Below are 16,923 nucleotides of genomic sequence, written 5' to 3'. Positions count from 1 at the left end.
TCTACAAACGCTATAGTCCACGACTGGATAGGCTGCGTATAATCATACGATGCAAGAACTCAATACGATTCAACTCCTGATTGTGCTGGCGCCGCCGTTGCTGCTGGCGATCACTCTGCACGAAGTAGCCCACGGCTGGATTGCGCTGCGCTGCGGCGACCACACGGCCAAGTCTCAGGGCCGGCTCAGCCTCAATCCATTGCGGCATATCGATCCAATTGGTACGGTGCTGGTGCCTGCGCTGCTAGCGATTTTCGGCGGCTTCATTTTCGGCTGGGCTAAGCCGGTGCCGGTCAATTACCATCGCCTGCGCCAGCCCAAGCGCGACATGGCGTTTGTAGCGTTGGCTGGGCCAGGCGCCAATCTGGTCATGGCGATCGGCTGGGCGCTGGTTATGACGCTTGGCTATCACTTGCAGGCTGGATTACCCTGGCTGGGTGAACCCTTGTTGATGATGGGCGTCGCCGGTATTGACGTCAATGTCATGCTCGGTGTCCTCAATCTGGTGCCGATTCCGCCGCTGGATGGTTCACGGGTGTTAGCGGGAATGTTGCCAAATCGAGCTGGCGAAGCCATGGCGCGGATGGAGCCTTATGGACTGATCATCTTGGTGGGGTTGATGGCGCTGGGCCTGTTTAACGCACTGATGCCGATTATCACCAGCATCCGTCATTTCATTCTGACCCTGTTCTTTTTCTGATTGCATTTAAGTCTCATCGTCATCCCATGGAAATTACCCTGACTGGCATTACCACCACTGGAACCCCCCATCTGGGCAACTATGTCGGCGCGATCCTGCCGGCTATCGAGGCCAGCCGGCGCACGGATGTGCGATCGTTCTATTTTCTGGCGGATTATCACGCTCTGGTCAAATGCCAGGACCCGGCGCTGGTGCATCGTTCCCGCCTGGAGGTTGCTGCGACCTGGCTGGCGCTGGGCCTGGATGTCGAGAACGTCATTTTCTACGCCCAGACCGACATTCCGGAGATTCTGGAATTGACCTGGATGCTCACCTGCGTAACCGCTAAGGGCTTGATGAACCGCGCCCATGCTTATAAAGCAGCGGTCGCCGAAAATATGGCTGATCCCGACAAGGACCCGGACAAGGGCGTGACGATGGGCCTGTTCTGTTACCCGATCCTGATGGCGGCGGACATTCTTATGTTCAAGGCCAGTAAGATCCCTGTGGGTAAGGATCAGGTGCAGCACCTGGAGATGGCTCGTGACATTGCTGCCCGCTTCAATTACTTATATGGTGAGCATTTTGTGCTGCCCGAGGCGGTCGTGGATGAACGGGCGGCGGTGCTGGTCGGGCTGGATGGGCGCAAGATGAGCAAGAGCTATGGCAACACTATTCCGCTCTTTGAACCGGAGAAGGCATTGCGCAAGCTGATTATGCGGATTAAAACCAATTCATTGCCGCCGGAAGCGCCCAAGGACCCGGATACTTGTACGCTGTTCCAGATTTACCAAGCGTTTGCGACCGTGGAAGAAACCGCTGCCTTGCGTGAACGCTATGCGCAAGGCATTGCCTGGGGTGAAATGAAGCAACTGTTGTTCGAGTATTTGAACGCGCGATTGAGCGAACCGCGCCAGCGCTATCTGGAACTTTTGCAAACGCCGGATTATATCGAGCAGATTCTCAAACGCGGCGCAGCTCGGGCGCGGGAATACAGCGCGCCGTTTTTGCAAGAGCTGCGGCGAGCCGTGGGGATTTGGCCATTGGGTCAGGGGTAAACCAACAAACGAGTAATGAATGCCGTCGCCGATAGTTCGCCTGTCGCCAAAGTCGGCGGCCAGTCTTGGACCCAGATTCCGCAGGACCTCTACATTCCGCCCGACGCCCTGGAAGTATTCCTGGATGCGTTTGAAGGCCCCTTGGATTTGCTGCTGTATCTGATCCGCCGTCAAAACATCAATATTCTCGATATTCCCATTGCCGAGATCACCCGGCAATACATGGAGTATCTAACGCTGATGCAGACCATGCGACTGGAACTGGCGGCGGAATATTTATTGATGGCCGCCTGGCTGGCCGAAATCAAATCACGCTTGTTGCTACCGCGTCCGGCGCAGGCCGAAGCCGAGGAACTGGACCCCCGTGCTGAGTTGGTCCGTCGTCTCCAGGAATATGAGCGCTTCCAGCAGGCCGCCTTGGCAATGGACGCTTTACCGCGCCTGGAGCGCGATCTATTCACCGCCAGCGCCGCGCCGCCGGAACGACAACTCCAGCGCGAACCGCCTCCGGTCAGCCTGGCCGATTTACTGAATGCCTTACGCGAGGTGATGACCCGCGCCGAATTGTTCGGTCGCCACCATATTCAGCAGGAAGCCCTGTCGGTGCGCGAGCGCATGAGCCAGGTGCTGGAACGTCTCGACGCCCTGCAATTTACCCCCTTTACCGCACTGTTTCACCCGGAGGAAGGGCGGCGCGGCGTGGTCGTCACTTTCATGGCCGTGCTGGAATTGTTGCGTGAAGCGCTTTTGGAGTTGGTCCAGGTGGAGCCGTTCGCATCTATTCATTTGCGCCGCCGCATCTGAACCGTCGCCATGCCGGAACTCAAAATGATCCTGGAAGCCGTGCTGCTGGCGGCTGGCGAACCGTTGTCGCTGGAGCGATTGCTGGATGTTTTTCCTGAAAGCGAGCGCCCCGAACGCGACGCTGTGCGCAAGGCATTGCTGGAATTGATGCGCGACTATACCGAGCGGGGCATGGAGCTGATCGAAGTCGCCAGCGGCTTTCGCTTGCAGGTGCCTGGCCTCTATTCGCCCTGGGTTTCGCGGCTGTGGGAAGAACGCGCCGCCCACTATTCGCGGGCGTTGTTGGAAACCCTGGCGTTAATCGCCTACCGTCAACCGATCACGCGGGGCGAAATCGAAGAAGTGCGTGGCGTCAGCCTCAGTAGTAGTATCATGAAAACCTTGCAGGAGCGCGACTGGATCAAGGTGATCGGTCATCGCGAAGTCCCAGGCCGCCCGGCCTTGTACGCCACAACCCGCGCTTTCCTGGACTATTTCAACCTTAAAAGCCTGAGCGAACTGCCCCCATTAGCTGCGCCGCGCGATTTGGACGCTATCGGCGCCACGCTCGAACAACGCACTGCTCAGGCTCGACCGCAAACGGAATTTCCCGATGTCTGAACGCCTGCAAAAATTTCTGGCCCGGGTCGGCTTCGGCTCTCGACGGCAGATCGAAGACTGGATTCGCCAGGGCCGCATCACCGTAAATGGCGCTCCGGCGCAACTCGGCGTTCAAGTGAACGGCGCCGAGCGTATCGCCGTCGATGGCCAACCGGTGCAGGTGCGCGCCTTTGGTCAACGGCGCCGGGTGCTGGCCTATTACAAGCCGGTGGGCGAGGTTGCCAGCCGCCGTGATGACGCCGAGCGGCCTACCGTGTTTGAGCGGCTTCCTCAATTGCATGACGGGCGCTGGATCGCAGTTGGCAGGCTCGATCTCAACACCCAGGGCTTGTTGTTGTTGACCACTGACGGTGAGCTGGCGAATCGGTTGATGCATCCCTCTTCGCAAATCGAACGTGAGTATGCGGTGCGGATTCTGGGCGAGGTCACGCCGGCCATGCTGCAACAACTCCGGCAAGGCGTCCCGCTGGATGATGGAGTAGCGCAGTTTGACGAGATCGTCGAGGCCGGCGGTCAGGGCGCGAATCACTGGTATCACGTTATCCTGAGCGAAGGCCGTAACCGTGAAGTACGCCGGTTATGGGAATCCCAGGGCGTTGCAGTCAGCCGGCTGATCCGGGTGCGTTATGGGCCAGTGTCCTTGCGGCGCGGCCTGCATCCGGGACGCTGGGACGAATTAGATGAGGCGGGAATCGATGAATTACTGAGGGCCGTTGGGCTGACACCGGAACGTCGGCCTGAGCGATCACAGGGTCATTCACGCCAGGATGCTCCCATGCCACGCACGCCCTGGCTTGCCCGTCCTCCCGCTTCCTCCCCGCGCAAACCCCCGAAAAATCCTGATATCACGAAATAGGGTGACTCAACGATCGCCCGCTGAACGCGGGCGGGTTGAGTCTGTACTGATTTGCTACATCCGTTGATATTGATGCAACAGTGCGGTGAGCTGATCAGCCGGCAGAGGCCGGCTCAAGTAGTACCCCTGGATTTCATCACATTGTTTGTCCCGCAAAAAGCCTAGTTGCGCTTCGTTTTCCACACCCTCTGCGATAACGCGTAATCCCATGCTTTCCGCCATGGCAATGACCGCAGTAGTGATAGCGGCGTCATCGGGACGAGTGTTGACTTCCTGCACAAAAACCCGGTCAATCTTAAGTCGGTCCAGAGGAAGCTGCTTGAGTCGACTCAGGCTGGAATAGCCGGTTCCAAAATCATCGATGGCCAGTTGCACGCCTAATGCCTTGAGTTTCTGGAGAGTGCGGTTAGCGCCATCAGGGTCCCTCATCAACAGACTTTCGGTAATCTCAAGTTCCAGAGCTTCAGCCTTGAGACCGGTCTCTTGCAGAATTCGCGCTACCAGACTGGGAAAATCGGGTTGCATAAATTGCAGGACCGAAATGTTGACGCCCATGCGTGATAAACCACAGCCAGCATCCTGCCAGATGCGGGCCTGCTGGCAGGCGGTGCGCAACACCCATTCGCCGATGGGAATAATGAGACCGGTTTCCTCCGCCAGTGGAATGAAATCGATAGGGGAAACAAAACCTAGCACCGGATTTTGCCAGCGCACCAACGCCTCGACACCGCAGATACGACCGCTGGGCAAGTCCAGTTGCGGTTGGTAGTGCAAGGACAATTCATGCCGATCAATGGCCTTGCGCAACTGGTTTTCTATGCTTAAACGCTGCAAGGCGGTTTCATTCAGGGAAACATCATAAAAGCAATAGAGGTTTCTGCCCTGATGCTTGGCCGAATACATAGCCATGTCGGCGTTCTTGAGCAAGGCTTCCGCGTCATCACCATCGCGGGGAAAAATAGGGTCCTGTAAATTTTCCTGTGATAGACAAACCATAGGGTATACTGATATCTAACTTTTTGCTTTTTCAAGAACTCTTTTGGAGCCGGCCTATTAGGGCATTGATTGATTTTGAAAAAGGGCGAAATCCATGGAAGGCTGCCGATCGGGCGGCGGCTGAGGATGCGTCCAGAAATTCTGTAAAAAACCACGCCTCCTCTTTGATCTGGAGAAGCGCCATGCCGACCGTTGAATTGATTCTTCGTGATGATGAAGGTCGTATTATTGATCATCGATCCACACGAACATATTCTTTGGATTGGAGAAATCAAAGCTTGCATTGTATTGAAGGTGCAGTTGAAGAATTTAAGAAAAATGCACTACCGGATCTTCAGGCTGATTTGTTAGAAGCGGCTCAAAACATCTTTATTCAGGATAAAAAAAAGACTTGATTTGCAATGGGACAACACCCATCAAGATTAAGACGCTTCATGGACCTTTTGAATTTAGACTTCAGCGATTTATTGATCGAGAATACCCTAGTTTGCCTCATCGAACCTACTTTGATTTGACGGATCAATTTCAGGAAGATTATGTGAGTGATCGGTTAAAAGAATTCTCCGCTTATTATAGCAATCGCTTAAGCTATATCGATGTATCCGATTTAATAGAGAGGGTCACCGGGTTCCGACAACTCAGTGACCAAAAAATCCACCATGTGGTGGTTGAAAAGGCGCAAGCGCTCAGTCAAGCGTGCGTCGCGCAAGTGGAAGAAACCTTATCGAAGACGAGTGGTTCTGTCATCAACATTGACCCTGATGTTGATATTTACGACCCAGAAAGTCGGGAAATTCTGATTTTCGAAGATGCCATTCAAGTCCGTGGTCAGAAAGAAAATCGTATAAGAAAACAATCAGTTATAAAGGAAGAAGTGCCAGAGAAATCCGCACCGAAGAAGACGTCTGCCGTATCGAGTGACGTCATTCTCTTTGAAAATAAAGACGGCGATCTTGAATACCTGACCGCACCGATTGATCGACAGGGGAAAGCGATCATTCCGGTTGCTGATATTCTGAAAAGCCGGGTGATTGAAGATTATGGGAAAGAAGAAAAGCCATTGCCGATTATCGCGATTACAGATGGCGCAAAAATCATTCGTGAGCATCTTTGGGCGGTATTTGGTATCACCGTGCTGATTATCCTGGATTGGTACCATCTTGGTAAAAAAATTCGTGATTTAATGAGTATGATTGCCTTGAATAAGGATGAGAAGAATCAGCATCTAAAGTTTATGTTCTATCACCTCTGGCGTGGTGATGTTGTCACGGTTTTGAATTACTTAGTCGAGCAGGTGCAACCCAAAAATGCAGAAAAGCATCTTGAACTGATCAATTATCTTGAAAAACATCAGCATGAAATTATCGATTATCGAAGTCGTCAGATTGCAGGCAAACCCATCGGAAGTGGTTCTATCGAGAAAGGCTGTGATCAAGTTATCGGACGTCGTCAGAAGAAAAAAGGGATGAGTTGGCGTCCTGCAGGAAGTCGAAGTTTAGGCATTTTAAAGGTGATCGAACTCAATAATGAATGGGATTCTGTCTGGTTTCCTCAAGAAGCCGCGAATGATCCGTCAAACTTGCGGTTAGTTTCAAACGCATAGAGCATCACAGGAAAATTTACAGGAGGAAAAATAGCGATGCCAATGCTGGGCGTGATGAAAACTTCATGACTGTCGAGCATCAGCGGTCGCGACAGTTGTTTCTGGATACGCTCGGCAACGACTGCAGCGTCTTCGTAGCGGCGAATCTCGGCAAGCAGCACGGTGAACTCGTCGCCGCCAAGTCGTGCGATATTACATTGCCGCCACGCCACGCCGTCATCCAGACTGTCCATGCTTTTACGACCAATCGAGTCGCTGGTGCGCAAGCTCTCTCTCAAGCGTTCAGCAATGGTCCGGAGCAGAAGATCGCCGATGTGATGGCCAAGCGTATCGTTAATGCGTTTAAAATTATCCAAATCCATAAACAGCAGCGCGAGCAGGCGATCATGCCGTTTAGCGAGTTTGATCGCTTCACCGAGGCGATCCTTGAATAAGGCGCGATTGGGCAATTGAGTCAGGCTGTCGGTGAAAGCCAGTTCACGGATACGCTCTTCAGCCTGTCGCAGTTTGGTGATATCCTGCAAAGTGCCGTACAACTGGAGAGTGCGGCGCTTTTCATCAAATAATGTCTCGACCTGTTGCCGCACATAACGCATGACGCCCCGTGCATCCAGAATCCGATAATTGATCTCTTGAGAGTTTCCATGTTCGCAAACGTCGGTAAACCACTGCCAGACCCGAGGTCGGTCTTCCTCGTGAACGAAGTTGAGCAGCACGGATAATGGAATATCGGGCGTCGCGGCGTCAAAGCCCAGGACTGCGCATACGCCAGCCGAGAGGCGAAGACATTCTTGTCCATGACTCCATTGCCAGTATCCCAGTTGCGCCATGCGTTGAGCAGTCGCAAGCTGCCGCTCGCTTTCACGCAGACGCATCATCGCGGCGCTGGCGCGCAGCAAGTATCGCACCCGATGTCCAAGCAATGGATAGCTGATCGGTTTAGTGATGAAGTCAGTAGCCCCGACATTGAACGCCTGATCGATCGATTCATGGTCATCCAGACCGGTCATCATCAAAATCGGCAGCAACGTGTTGTCTGGGCGCCGGCGCAGTTCGGCGCAGGCGGCAAATCCATCCAGTTCAGGCATCATCACATCCATGATGACCAGGTCGGGAACCACAGTTTCGAAGACCATCAAGGCGTGGCGACCATTTACGGCTTGCTCAACTTGAAATCCAGCTTGTTCGAGCGCCAAGCTCACCAGAAAACGAATCGTGTCGTCGTCGTCAACTACCAGAACCCTGGAGAGTTGGGAAGAGGCATTGGCGTTCATGTGATGGGTCCCTTGGCGGCCTGAGAGTGAGATTAAATGTCACACATATGGTAAGGATAGTTCTGGGGTCTCGGGCAAAGTGATCAACGTTTCACAGGCTTGCGCAAAGATCTGTTCCAAATCGGTAAAGGCAGTCATCGTATCCTCCAGGTGGTTTTCCCGGCCCATGGTCTCCAGATTCTGGCAAGTCGTCGCCATCACCACGCTCCCAGCACCAGAGCAATAAACTGATTCTTGATTTTTAATCATAATTCTCTATATTACTTGTTGTGGATAGATTATCCACAGCGCGAAGGCCTGACCTGCAGCTTTGCTGCATTAATTCCACAAGAACCCTCGAAGAACCTTACTTTTTTACGGTTGCTTAGTCTCGCCCGTGGGGATAGATTGCTAAGAAGAAGCGTTGTCCGATTCCGAAGTGTTCAAATCAGCAGCTTCCGATGATTATAAAACTAGGGAGTGAGCGGATAATGCGCAAGTAGGATTAAAATTATAACATTGATCGTCTTGCCGAACATATCGAGCACCGTTTGGATTTGGCCGAAGACTGAACCACCATGACTCGTGGACCTGCGCTTTCTTCATTCATTGTACGGAAAATCCGCCATGCGCTTTTTCAATACGGCTGGTCCAGTCGATGCCATTCGGCATTACACCTTGCCGCCGCTCTCCCGCATTGATCTTGACGATGTGTTGATGCTGATTGAGCAGCAAAAATATTTTGTCCTTCATGCGCCCCGCCAAACTGGTAAAACCTCGGTGCTGCTGGCGCTGATGGAACGCCTGAATCGCGAGGGACGTTATTGCTGTCTGTACGCCAATATCGAAGCGGCGCAAGCGTATCGCGGCAACGTCGACGCGGCAATGCATACGATTGTGACGCAAATCACCGCTGCTGCTGCTCTCTACTTGCAGGATGACCGACTCCGAGCCTGGGCGCCAACGGCATGGGCGGAACAAGGCGGCAGTGCGTTAAACGTACTGCTATCAAATTGGGCGCAGCAGAACGACAAGCCAATTGTGTTATTACTGGACGAAGTCGATGCCCTGGTAGGCGATACCCTGATTTCCCTGCTGCGGCAAATTCGCGCTGGCTACGTTCAACGACCCCATGCTTTCCCACAGACTGTTGTCCTATGCGGGGTACGCGATGTGCGCGATTACCGCATCCACACGGGAGGCCAGGCGATTATCACTGGAGGGTCGGCCTTCAACATCAAGGCGGAATCTTTGCGCTTAGGCAGTTTTAGCGCCGCTGAGGTCACCCTGCTCTATCAGCAACATACTGAAGCCACGAGCCAGAAATTTGCAGAGGGCGTGTTGGCGCAAGTATGGGACTTGACGCAGGGGCAACCGTGGTTGGTCAATGCCCTGGGCTACGAAGCCTGTTTCAAGATGAAAGCCGGGCGAGATCGAACACAGCCGATCACGGTGGAGCAGATCGTTCAAGCGAAGGAGAACTTGATCTTGCGTCGTGAAACTCACCTGGATCAATTGGCCGACAAACTGCGTGAGGAACGGGTGCAGCGCGTGATCGAACCGCTGCTGACCGGCCAGGACAGCGCGCTAGACCTGCCGCTGGATGATATTGACTATGTCCGGGACCTGGGCTTGGTCGCCCTGGACAAACCCTTGCGCATCGCCAACCCGATTTATCGGGAAGTGATCCCCCGGCAACTGACCGCCAGCACCGAAGAGATGACCGTCCAGGAGAGCGTCTGGTATTTACAACCCGATCATCGGCTGGATATGCATAAATTGCTGACCGCATTCCAGCAATTTTTCCGGGAACATGCCGAACATTGGGTCGAGCGTTTCCAATACAAAGAAGCCGGGCCACAACTGTTGCTGCAAGCCTTTTTGCAACGGATCGTCAACGGTGGCGGGCGGATTGACCGGGAATACGGGCTAGGGCGGCGGCGCACCGACCTGTTGCTGCAATGGCCGCTGGATGCGCAGCAGGGTTTTCTCGGCCCGATGCAGTGGGTCGTGCTTGAGCTGAAACTGCTGAATAAATCGCTCGACGCCACCCTGCAACAAGGTTTGGAGCAGACCGCTGCTTACCTGGATCAGGTGGGAACGACTGATGGTCATCTCCTGATTTTCGATCGGAGACCGGGCGTCTCATGGGAAGAAAAAATATTTCAGCGCCGCGAATCCTATGGCTCCCACTCTATTCAAGTATGGGGAATGTAAGGTCGTAAAGGGAGGATTAGCCAAATTGAGAAAGCCGGGACGCATTCCCGGCTTTATTTTTTAAACTCATGACTGCCCTAACGAGGATTTCAACCCATGACGAGTGCCGCATCGATCCGCCGGGTGGCGGTTCTGGGCGCAGGTGTAATGGGCGCGCAAATCGCCGCCCATCTGGCCAACGCCGATGTGCCAGTAATGTTGTTCGACCTGCCGGCCAGGGACGGCGATTCCAATGGGATCGCCACCAAAGCCATCGCTAACCTGACGAAAATGAACCCTGCGCCGTTGGCTGTTTCGGAACGGGCGGCGCTGATTCAACCGGCCAACTACGATCAGCATCTGGAGGAATTGCGAAGCTGTGACCTGCTGATTGAAGCGATCGCCGAGCGCCCGGACTGGAAGGCCGATCTCTACCAGCGCATCGCGCCCTATCTGAATAACCGGGCGATTCTGGCCACCAACACTTCTGGTCTGCGCCTGAACCTGCTCGTTGAGTCAGTACCGGAAAGCGTGCGTCCACGCTTTTGCGGCATCCATTTCTTTAACCCGCCGCGCTACATGGCCCTAGCCGAGCTGATTCCTTGCGCTGCCACCGATTCGGCGATTCTCGATCAGTTAGAAACTTTCCTGGTCAGCACCTTGGGCAAGGGCGTCGTGCGCGCCAAGGACACGCCGAATTTTGTGGCCAACCGCATCGGCGTCTTTTCCATGGCGGCGGCGATGCATCATACCCAGGCGTTTGGCTTGAGTCTCGATCTGGTCGATGCGCTGACCGGTCCGGCGATTGGCCGACCCAAGAGCGCGACTTATCGCACCGCTGATCTGGTGGGCCTGGACACTATGGGCCATGTCATCCAGGGTTCGGCGCTGGCGCTGCAACACGATCCGTGGCGGTCATATTTCACTGCGCCGGACTGGCTGAAGGCGCTGATTGAAAAAGGCGCATTGGGGCAAAAGACCAAAACCGGCATTTACGCCAACAAGGGCAAACAGGTGCTGGACCCAGCGACCGGGGATTATCGGGACGCCGGCGCCAAACCGGATGAAGCCGTGCAGGCCATTCTCAAGATCAAGAACCCAGCGGAAAAATTCGCCGCCTTGCGCGCCAGCGACCATCCCCAGGCGCAATTCCTGTGGGCCATTCATCGCGATGTCTTCCATTACGCCGCCGTGCTGCTGGCGGAAATCGCTGACAACGCGCGCGATGTTGATTTCGCTATCCGCTGGGGCTTTGGCTGGAGCATGGGGCCGTTTGAAATCTGGCAAGTCGCTGGCTGGAAGCAGGTGGCCGCCTGGATCGAGGACGACATCGCCGCTGGCAAGACCATGACCAAAACGCCGCTGCCGGCCTGGGTGCGCCAAGTCGATGGCGTGCATCGCCCGGAAGGCTCCTACTCCGCAGCGGAAGATGCCTACAAACCGCGCTCCACGCTACCGGTTTACCAGCGTCAACTCTATCCTGAGCAGGTGTTAGGCGAAGCGCCGCATCACTACGGCGAAACGGTGTTCGAGAATCCCGGCGTGCGGTTGTGGACCACCGGCGATGATATTGGCATCGTCAGTTTCAAGACCAAGATGCATGTCATCGGCAACGATGTGTTGTCCGGGGTACAGGAAGCCTTGAGGATCGCCGAGCAGCGGTTCAGCGGCCTGGTGCTATGGCAGACCAGCGCGCCGTTCAGCGCGGGAGCGAATCTGGCCGAGGCGGTGCCGGTGGCGCTGGCTGGCGATTTCGACGCCTTCGAGCGCATCGTCGCGCAATTCCAGCAAACCACCGCGGCCTTGCGTTATTCCGCGATTCCTGTGGTCGCGGCGGCGCAGGGCCTGGCGCTGGGCGGCGGCTGCGAGTTTTTAATGCACTGCGACCGGGTGGTGGCGGCGCTGGAAAGCTATATCGGTCTGGTCGAGGTCGGCGTGGGCCTGATCCCGGCGGGCGGCGGCTGCAAGGAGTTCGCCCTGCGCGCCATGACTGAGGCCAAGGGCAGCGACCTGCTGCCGTTCCTGCGGCCGTACTTTGAAGCCATGGCCATGGCCAAGGTCTCGCGCAGCGCCGAGGAGGCCAAGCAACTCGGCTATCTCAAGCCGTCCGACATCATCATCTTCAATCCCCACGAACTGTTGCACGTCGCCAAGGCTCAGGTCCGGGCGTTGGCGGAAGCGGGTTACCGCCCACCGCAACCGCGTCAGATTCGCGTGGCCGGTCGCACCGGCATCGCCGCCTGCCAGATGGTGCTGGTCAACATGCGCGACGGTGGTTTCATTTCCGCCCACGATTACCGCCTGGGTTTGGACATTGCCGAGGCGCTGTGCGGCGGCGACCTCGACCCTAACACGCTGGTCGATGAAAACTGGCTGCTCGGTCTGGAGCGGCGCAATTTCGTGGCGCTGGCCAAGGCCCCGCCGACTCATGCCCGGATCGAGCACATGCTCCGCACCGGCAAGCCGTTGCGCAACTGATTGCAGGAGAAATACGCTATGAGCAAACAGATTCAGGATGCTTACATCGTTGCCGCGGTACGCACTCCGGTGGGCAAGGCGCGCGGCGTTTTTCGCAACACCCGCCCGGACGACCTGCTAGCCCATGTCCTGCGTGGGGTCGTGGCCCAGTGCCCAGGTTTGGACCCGCAACAGATTGGTGATGTCATCGTCGGTTGCGCCATGCCGGAAGGCGAACAGGGCATGAATGTCGCCCGCATCGGTCTGCTGCTGGCCGGATTGCCGGACAGTGTGCCGGGCATGACCATTAATCGCTTCTGCGCTTCCGGGGTGCAGGCGGTGGCGCAGGCCGCCGATCGCATCCGTTTGGGTGAAGCGGATGTGATGCTGGCGGCCGGCACGGAAACCATGAGCATGATTCCGATGGGCGGCAATAAGATCGCCCTCAATCCGGCGGTCTTTGCCGCCGATGAAAATGTCGGCATCGCCTACGGCATGGGGTTGACCGCCGAGAAGGTGGCGCAAGAGTGGAAGGTATCGCGCGAGGATCAGGACGCCTTTGCCGTGGAAAGTCACCGCCGGGCCGTCGCCGCGATCGCCAATGGCGAGTTCCGCCAGGAAATTCTGCCTTATACCGTGCTGGACCGGTCGCCGGATATACAGGCGGTTCAGGTCAAGGTGCGCGAGCGGGTGATCGAGAATGATGAAGGCCCGCGTCCCGACAGTGCGCTGGAAGCGCTGGCCCGATTGAAACCGGTGTTCGCCGCGAAAGGCAGCGTGACCGCTGGCAACAGTTCGCAGATGAGTGATGGAGCGGCGGCAGTGCTGGTGATGAGCGAACGGATGGTCAAGCAGTTGAATCTGAAGCCGCTGGCTCGCTTTGTCAGTTACGCGGTGGCTGGAGTGCCGCCACAGATCATGGGCATTGGGCCGATCGCGGCGATTCCCAAGGCGCTGGAACTAGAGGGATTGCGTCAGGAGAATTTGGACTGGATCGAGTTAAACGAAGCGTTCGCCGCGCAGAGTCTGGCGGTGATCCGTGAGCTAAATCTCGATCCGGCGAAGGTCAATCCTCTGGGCGGCGCAATTGCGCTCGGTCACCCGCTGGGCGCGACCGGGGCGATTCGCGTGGCGACGCTGGCGCATGGGATGCGCCGGCGTGGGGGCAAGTACGGCATGGTGACCATGTGCATCGGCACCGGCATGGGCGCGGCAGGGATTTTCGAGGCGCTGTAGCTCAGGCGTGTTAGCAAGAGGTCCGTCGATGTGAGTCGGCGGGCCTTTTTACCTTTTTGGTTACCACTTGCCCGCTACTGGCCAGTCTCCGGCTTGGCCGAAATTGAAGCAGGCATCTTGGCCACCATCCTGCCAACAGCTATCCCACTGGCCGTTGCCATTGGCATTCAGATACCAGTTACCGTTACGGAAGACCCCAATCCTGGCAACGCCGTCGCCGCTCCAATCGCTAGCGACCGGACGATACCCTACCCTGCTGAAATCGGCATAGCAGCGATCTGTCTTGCAACCATTCGAAATGCGAAAAATCCTGATGCTTTTTATGGGATTTTGTGCTATATAAATGATACGTTAAAAGCTAAACCTACTGTAAGGTAGGGGCGGAAAGTCGCGGATCCTGACGCGATGCCAGGACAGCCGGATTGCCGTGAGCGGCCTGTGAGGGGTGGCTCTCGATGATTCGGCTTTTTTATCGGGCGAATGATGGGAGCGACGGAGCAAGGAACCCTCTGCCGGGTTAAAGGACGCAAGACGAAACCAACCGGCAGGGCCAGGTCGAAATGCGCTGATTTCATCCCCGGTGGTTCTGACGAGCGTTCATATAGCCACGGTGGGAGCCTGCTTATGGAGGATAGGTCATGAAAACAGTTTCTGGTCAGCAGCCTCAAGAGAAGTGTCTTTGCGCATCCTATTTGGCGCGTCTGCTAACGACGCTGTTCGCGGTCGTACTCGTTGCCGCTCCGGTCACGGTGGAAACGGCGGGGGTGGGTGAATCGATCGCTTCAACCCGGATAGAGGCGTCCATTGCTACGGGATGGACGCATACGATTGCCTTGCGTGCAGACGGTACAGTCTGGACCTGGGGTGGTAATGACAGGGGCCAACTCGGCGATGGCACGACGAACAGTCGTGCGATCCCCGCGCCTGTACAGAGCTTGCAGGGGATCGTCGCTGTCTCGGCAGGCAGTGGGTATTCCCTCGCTTTGCACCGGGATGGCGTGGTATGGGCATGGGGTGACAACTTCAGCGGTCAATTGGGCGATGCGAACGGAGATCTTCGCTTACAGCCACAACCTATCGCTGGTTTGACCAATGTTACAGCCATTGCCGCGGGGGATCGCCATGGCGTGGCCTTGACCCGGGACGGCGCCGTGTGGGTATGGGGCGCTAACGACATGGGTCAACTCGGCGATGGCACAACGACTGCGCATCCTTCCCCGATGCCAGTCGCGGGCTTGCGCGATGTCGTAGCGATTGCCGCTGGTTCTATGCATACTCTGGCGTTGCGTCGCAATGGGACAGTTTGGAGTTGGGGATCCAATAATTCTGGACAGTTGGGGGAACGGGGGATCACCAGCCGCGCGATCCCGGCGCGCGTGCGGGGCATCCATCAGGTGGCCCGGATTACGGCCGGCGTTGAGTATTCCATGGCCTTGCGTCGCAATGGCGCCGTGTGGGGCTGGGGCGCCAATTGGGACGGTCAGTTAGGCAACGGCACAACAGCTCGGAGACAACCGAGGCCGGTCCGCGCCTTAGGCTTACCGCCGATCGCCGCGATCGCTGCAGGCGCCTCTCATACCGTCGCACGGGATCACGAAGGAACGCTTTGGGTCTGGGGAGCCAATTATAGTGGCCAGTTGGGGAACGAACAGCCAAACAGTCTCTTGCTGCCGACGTCCTTTACGGCGCTGGAGGATATCGTGCTCACGACCGCCGGTGGCGACAGTACGCTGGCGGTTCGCGCCAATGGCGAGGTGTGGGCCTGGGGTGCTAATTACAATGGCCAACTAGGCGATGGGTCAGTTTTCGCCCGCCATACCCCCCAACCGGTCGCGGGTCTGACGGAAGTGATCGCCCTGGACGGTGGGGCAAGGCATGTGGTGGCCCTGCGGCGTGACGGCGCCGTGTGGTCCTGGGGATCGAATGACACTTTTCAGTTAGGTCATGGCATACAGACTTGGGAGGGTCTCCTTCCCGGCTCTGTAGAAGGTTTGGATGACGTGGTTGCGGTGTCCGCCGGCGCGAATCATACGCTGGCGTTGCGCCGCGATGGCACCCTCCGCGCATGGGGCGCTAATTTCGACGGCCAACTGGGCGATGGAAACAGCGGGACCCTGAGCGCCGATCCGGTCGCCGTCACGGCGCTGACGGAAGTGACTACCATCACCGCGGGTGCGGGACATAGCGTAGCCTTGCGCCAAGATGGAACGATTTGGACCTGGGGTGCCAACTTCATGGGGCAGTTGGGCGATGGGTCGACCATGAACCGGGCGATCCCTGGCGTGGTCCCCGAGTTGCCGGGCAGCGTGGCGATCGCCGCGGGAGACATTCACACGACGGCTGTCGACGATCAGGGAACCGTTTGGACCTGGGGCGGTAATTACGCTGGGCAAATCGGGGATGGCAGCAATATAAACCGCCTTTCGCCTTACCGGGCACCCTCGCTGGAGGCGATTAAAAGCGTCGCTGCCGGGCCGAATCAAACCTTGGCATTAAGCCAGGACGGTGCTGTTTGGCAATGGGGTCAGCGTGGAAATACTCAATACGCCATGCCGACACCTGTTCCTGATTTGACGCATGTTCGCCAAATCGCGGCGGGCGACAATCATGCGGCGGCCTTGCGGGACGATGGCTTGGTCTGGACTTGGGGTAGTAATTACGCCGGTCAGCTCGGCGTTGATAAAAGCAACGCCGAGCGTAACGATCCAGCGCCAGTGGAGGGACTGACCGACGTGATCCAGGTCACCGCGGGTAATGGCTATACCGCCGCCCTGCGCAGCGACGGGAGGGTCTGGACTTGGGGTGACAACTCTGTGGGTCAACTGGGTGAGAAAGCGGTCGGTCGGGTGTATCATCCAGTGCCCGTCGTGGCGCCTGAAGGAACTGGAACGGATCCCTTCAATCTCTTCAACGAGGAATGAAGCATCCGCTTTCTGGTGAAGGTTATAGAGGACCCGGTGTTTTTCCCCATACGCGCCAACTTAATGGTTAAATGATTGAAAAACATATGAAATAATGGCAGGCTCAAGGTTCCTTTTAACCCGAGCGACCGGAAGACCGACCGCCATGAGCCTGCCCTTTGGAAACATGGATACGACATTTGAAGATTTCTTGCAAGAACTGCCGGAGGACTACCGGAGGTTAGCCGGGTAGTGTTCCAGACATGGTTTTTATACTAAGAGACT

15 protein-coding genes and 1 riboswitch are annotated in these 16,923 nt (G+C 56.5%); of the genes, 12 read left to right on the top strand and 3 right to left on the bottom strand.

Going from position 1 to position 16,923, the window contains the following annotated elements; genetic code table 11:
- Positions 1-49 precede the first annotated feature (49 nt).
- The 5 genes from H6973_14750 to H6973_14730 are packed head-to-tail and all read left to right on the top strand — an operon-like array spanning position 50 to position 3,997.
- The gene (locus tag H6973_14750) at positions 50-700 is read left to right on the top strand and encodes a site-2 protease family protein (GenBank protein MCP5126845.1); all 651 of its coding nucleotides are present in this window, start codon (positions 50-52) and stop codon (positions 698-700) included.
- Between the two features lie 26 nt (positions 701-726).
- Positions 727-1,737, top strand: coding sequence for a tryptophan--tRNA ligase (locus H6973_14745; GenBank protein MCP5126844.1), 1,011 nt, complete (start codon positions 727-729; stop codon positions 1,735-1,737).
- A 15-nt stretch (positions 1,738-1,752) separates the two neighbouring features.
- Positions 1,753-2,541, top strand: coding sequence for a segregation/condensation protein A (locus tag H6973_14740; protein MCP5126843.1), 789 nt, complete (start codon positions 1,753-1,755; stop codon positions 2,539-2,541).
- Between the two features lie 9 nt (positions 2,542-2,550).
- Positions 2,551-3,141 carry an SMC-Scp complex subunit ScpB gene (gene scpB / locus H6973_14735; protein ID MCP5126842.1) on the top strand — a complete coding sequence of 197 codons (591 nt, stop codon included), beginning with the start codon at positions 2,551-2,553 and terminating at the stop codon, positions 3,139-3,141.
- Complete coding sequence (locus tag H6973_14730) at positions 3,134-3,997, top strand: pseudouridine synthase (GenBank protein ID MCP5126841.1); 864 nt, start codon at positions 3,134-3,136, stop codon at positions 3,995-3,997. The genes scpB and H6973_14730 overlap by 8 nt, the downstream gene beginning before the upstream one ends.
- 54 nt (positions 3,998-4,051) lie before the next feature.
- Here the strand turns inward: H6973_14730 and H6973_14725 are convergent, their stop codons facing one another.
- Positions 4,052-4,993: an EAL domain-containing protein gene (locus H6973_14725; GenBank protein MCP5126840.1), complete on the bottom strand. Its 942-nt coding sequence runs from the start codon at positions 4,991-4,993 to the stop codon at positions 4,052-4,054.
- Between the two features lie 65 nt (positions 4,994-5,058).
- Between H6973_14725 and H6973_14720 the strand changes: the two genes are divergently transcribed.
- The gene (locus H6973_14720) at positions 5,059-5,388 is read left to right on the top strand and encodes a hypothetical protein (GenBank protein ID MCP5126839.1); all 330 of its coding nucleotides are present in this window, start codon (positions 5,059-5,061) and stop codon (positions 5,386-5,388) included.
- 92 nt (positions 5,389-5,480) lie between these two features.
- The gene (locus H6973_14715) at positions 5,481-6,596 is read left to right on the top strand and encodes a hypothetical protein (protein MCP5126838.1); all 1,116 of its coding nucleotides are present in this window, start codon (positions 5,481-5,483) and stop codon (positions 6,594-6,596) included.
- On the opposite strand, the gene H6973_14710 is transcribed toward H6973_14715, so the two are convergent.
- Together H6973_14710 and H6973_14705 are read right to left on the bottom strand one after the other, a co-directional pair.
- Complete coding sequence (locus H6973_14710) at positions 6,545-7,870, bottom strand: diguanylate cyclase (GenBank protein MCP5126837.1); 1,326 nt, start codon at positions 7,868-7,870, stop codon at positions 6,545-6,547. The genes H6973_14715 and H6973_14710 overlap by 52 nt on opposite strands.
- 39 nt (positions 7,871-7,909) lie before the next feature.
- Positions 7,910-8,068: a hypothetical protein gene (locus H6973_14705; protein MCP5126836.1), complete on the bottom strand. Its 159-nt coding sequence runs from the start codon at positions 8,066-8,068 to the stop codon at positions 7,910-7,912.
- A 408-nt stretch (positions 8,069-8,476) separates the two neighbouring features.
- Here H6973_14705 and H6973_14700 point away from each other — a divergent pair, with 408 nt between their 5' ends.
- The 5 genes from H6973_14700 to H6973_14680 all read left to right on the top strand — a co-directional run bounded on the left by H6973_14700 (position 8,477) and on the right by H6973_14680 (position 16,659).
- Positions 8,477-10,066: an ATP-binding protein gene (locus tag H6973_14700; GenBank protein ID MCP5126835.1), complete on the top strand. Its 1,590-nt coding sequence runs from the start codon at positions 8,477-8,479 to the stop codon at positions 10,064-10,066.
- Positions 10,067-10,162: 96 nt separating this feature from the next.
- Positions 10,163-12,523 carry a 3-hydroxyacyl-CoA dehydrogenase/enoyl-CoA hydratase family protein gene (locus H6973_14695; GenBank protein ID MCP5126834.1) on the top strand — a complete coding sequence of 787 codons (2,361 nt, stop codon included), beginning with the start codon at positions 10,163-10,165 and terminating at the stop codon, positions 12,521-12,523.
- Between the two features lie 18 nt (positions 12,524-12,541).
- Complete coding sequence (locus tag H6973_14690) at positions 12,542-13,738, top strand: acetyl-CoA C-acyltransferase (GenBank protein MCP5126833.1); 1,197 nt, start codon at positions 12,542-12,544, stop codon at positions 13,736-13,738.
- Between the two features lie 93 nt (positions 13,739-13,831).
- Complete coding sequence (locus H6973_14685; protein MCP5126832.1) at positions 13,832-14,116, top strand: hypothetical protein; 285 nt, start codon at positions 13,832-13,834, stop codon at positions 14,114-14,116.
- A riboswitch (cyclic di-GMP riboswitch) is annotated at positions 14,086-14,168 on the top strand. (Overlaps the previous gene by 31 nt.)
- A gap of 208 nt (positions 14,169-14,376) precedes the next feature.
- The gene (locus H6973_14680) at positions 14,377-16,659 is read left to right on the top strand and encodes an RCC1 repeat-containing protein (protein MCP5126831.1); all 2,283 of its coding nucleotides are present in this window, start codon (positions 14,377-14,379) and stop codon (positions 16,657-16,659) included.
- Positions 16,660-16,923: the final 264 nt, after the last annotated feature.

The organism is Gammaproteobacteria bacterium (genome assembly GCA_024235095.1).
GTDB lineage: Bacteria > Pseudomonadota > Gammaproteobacteria > Competibacterales > Competibacteraceae > UBA2383.
This window is presented reverse-complemented; position numbering and strand designations above follow the sequence as displayed.

Bases quoted from the DNA above. Each gene is read 5' to 3' on its own strand.
- H6973_14750 (MCP5126845.1), top strand. From the start codon at position 50: ATGCAAGAACTCAATACGATTCAACTCCTGATTGTGCTGGCGCCGCCG.
- H6973_14745 (MCP5126844.1), top strand. From the start codon at position 727: ATGGAAATTACCCTGACTGGCATTACCACCACTGGAACCCCCCATCTG.
- H6973_14740 (MCP5126843.1), top strand. From the start codon at position 1,753: ATGAATGCCGTCGCCGATAGTTCGCCTGTCGCCAAAGTCGGCGGCCAG.
- scpB (MCP5126842.1), top strand. From the start codon at position 2,551: ATGCCGGAACTCAAAATGATCCTGGAAGCCGTGCTGCTGGCGGCTGGC.
- H6973_14730 (MCP5126841.1), top strand. From the start codon at position 3,134: ATGTCTGAACGCCTGCAAAAATTTCTGGCCCGGGTCGGCTTCGGCTCT.
- H6973_14725 (MCP5126840.1), bottom strand. From the start codon at position 4,993: ATGGTTTGTCTATCACAGGAAAATTTACAGGACCCTATTTTTCCCCGC.
- H6973_14710 (MCP5126837.1), bottom strand. From the start codon at position 7,870: ATGAACGCCAATGCCTCTTCCCAACTCTCCAGGGTTCTGGTAGTTGAC.
- H6973_14705 (MCP5126836.1), bottom strand. From the start codon at position 8,068: ATGGCGACGACTTGCCAGAATCTGGAGACCATGGGCCGGGAAAACCAC.
- H6973_14700 (MCP5126835.1), top strand. From the start codon at position 8,477: ATGCGCTTTTTCAATACGGCTGGTCCAGTCGATGCCATTCGGCATTAC.
- H6973_14695 (MCP5126834.1), top strand. From the start codon at position 10,163: ATGACGAGTGCCGCATCGATCCGCCGGGTGGCGGTTCTGGGCGCAGGT.
- H6973_14690 (MCP5126833.1), top strand. From the start codon at position 12,542: ATGAGCAAACAGATTCAGGATGCTTACATCGTTGCCGCGGTACGCACT.
- H6973_14680 (MCP5126831.1), top strand. From the start codon at position 14,377: ATGAAAACAGTTTCTGGTCAGCAGCCTCAAGAGAAGTGTCTTTGCGCA.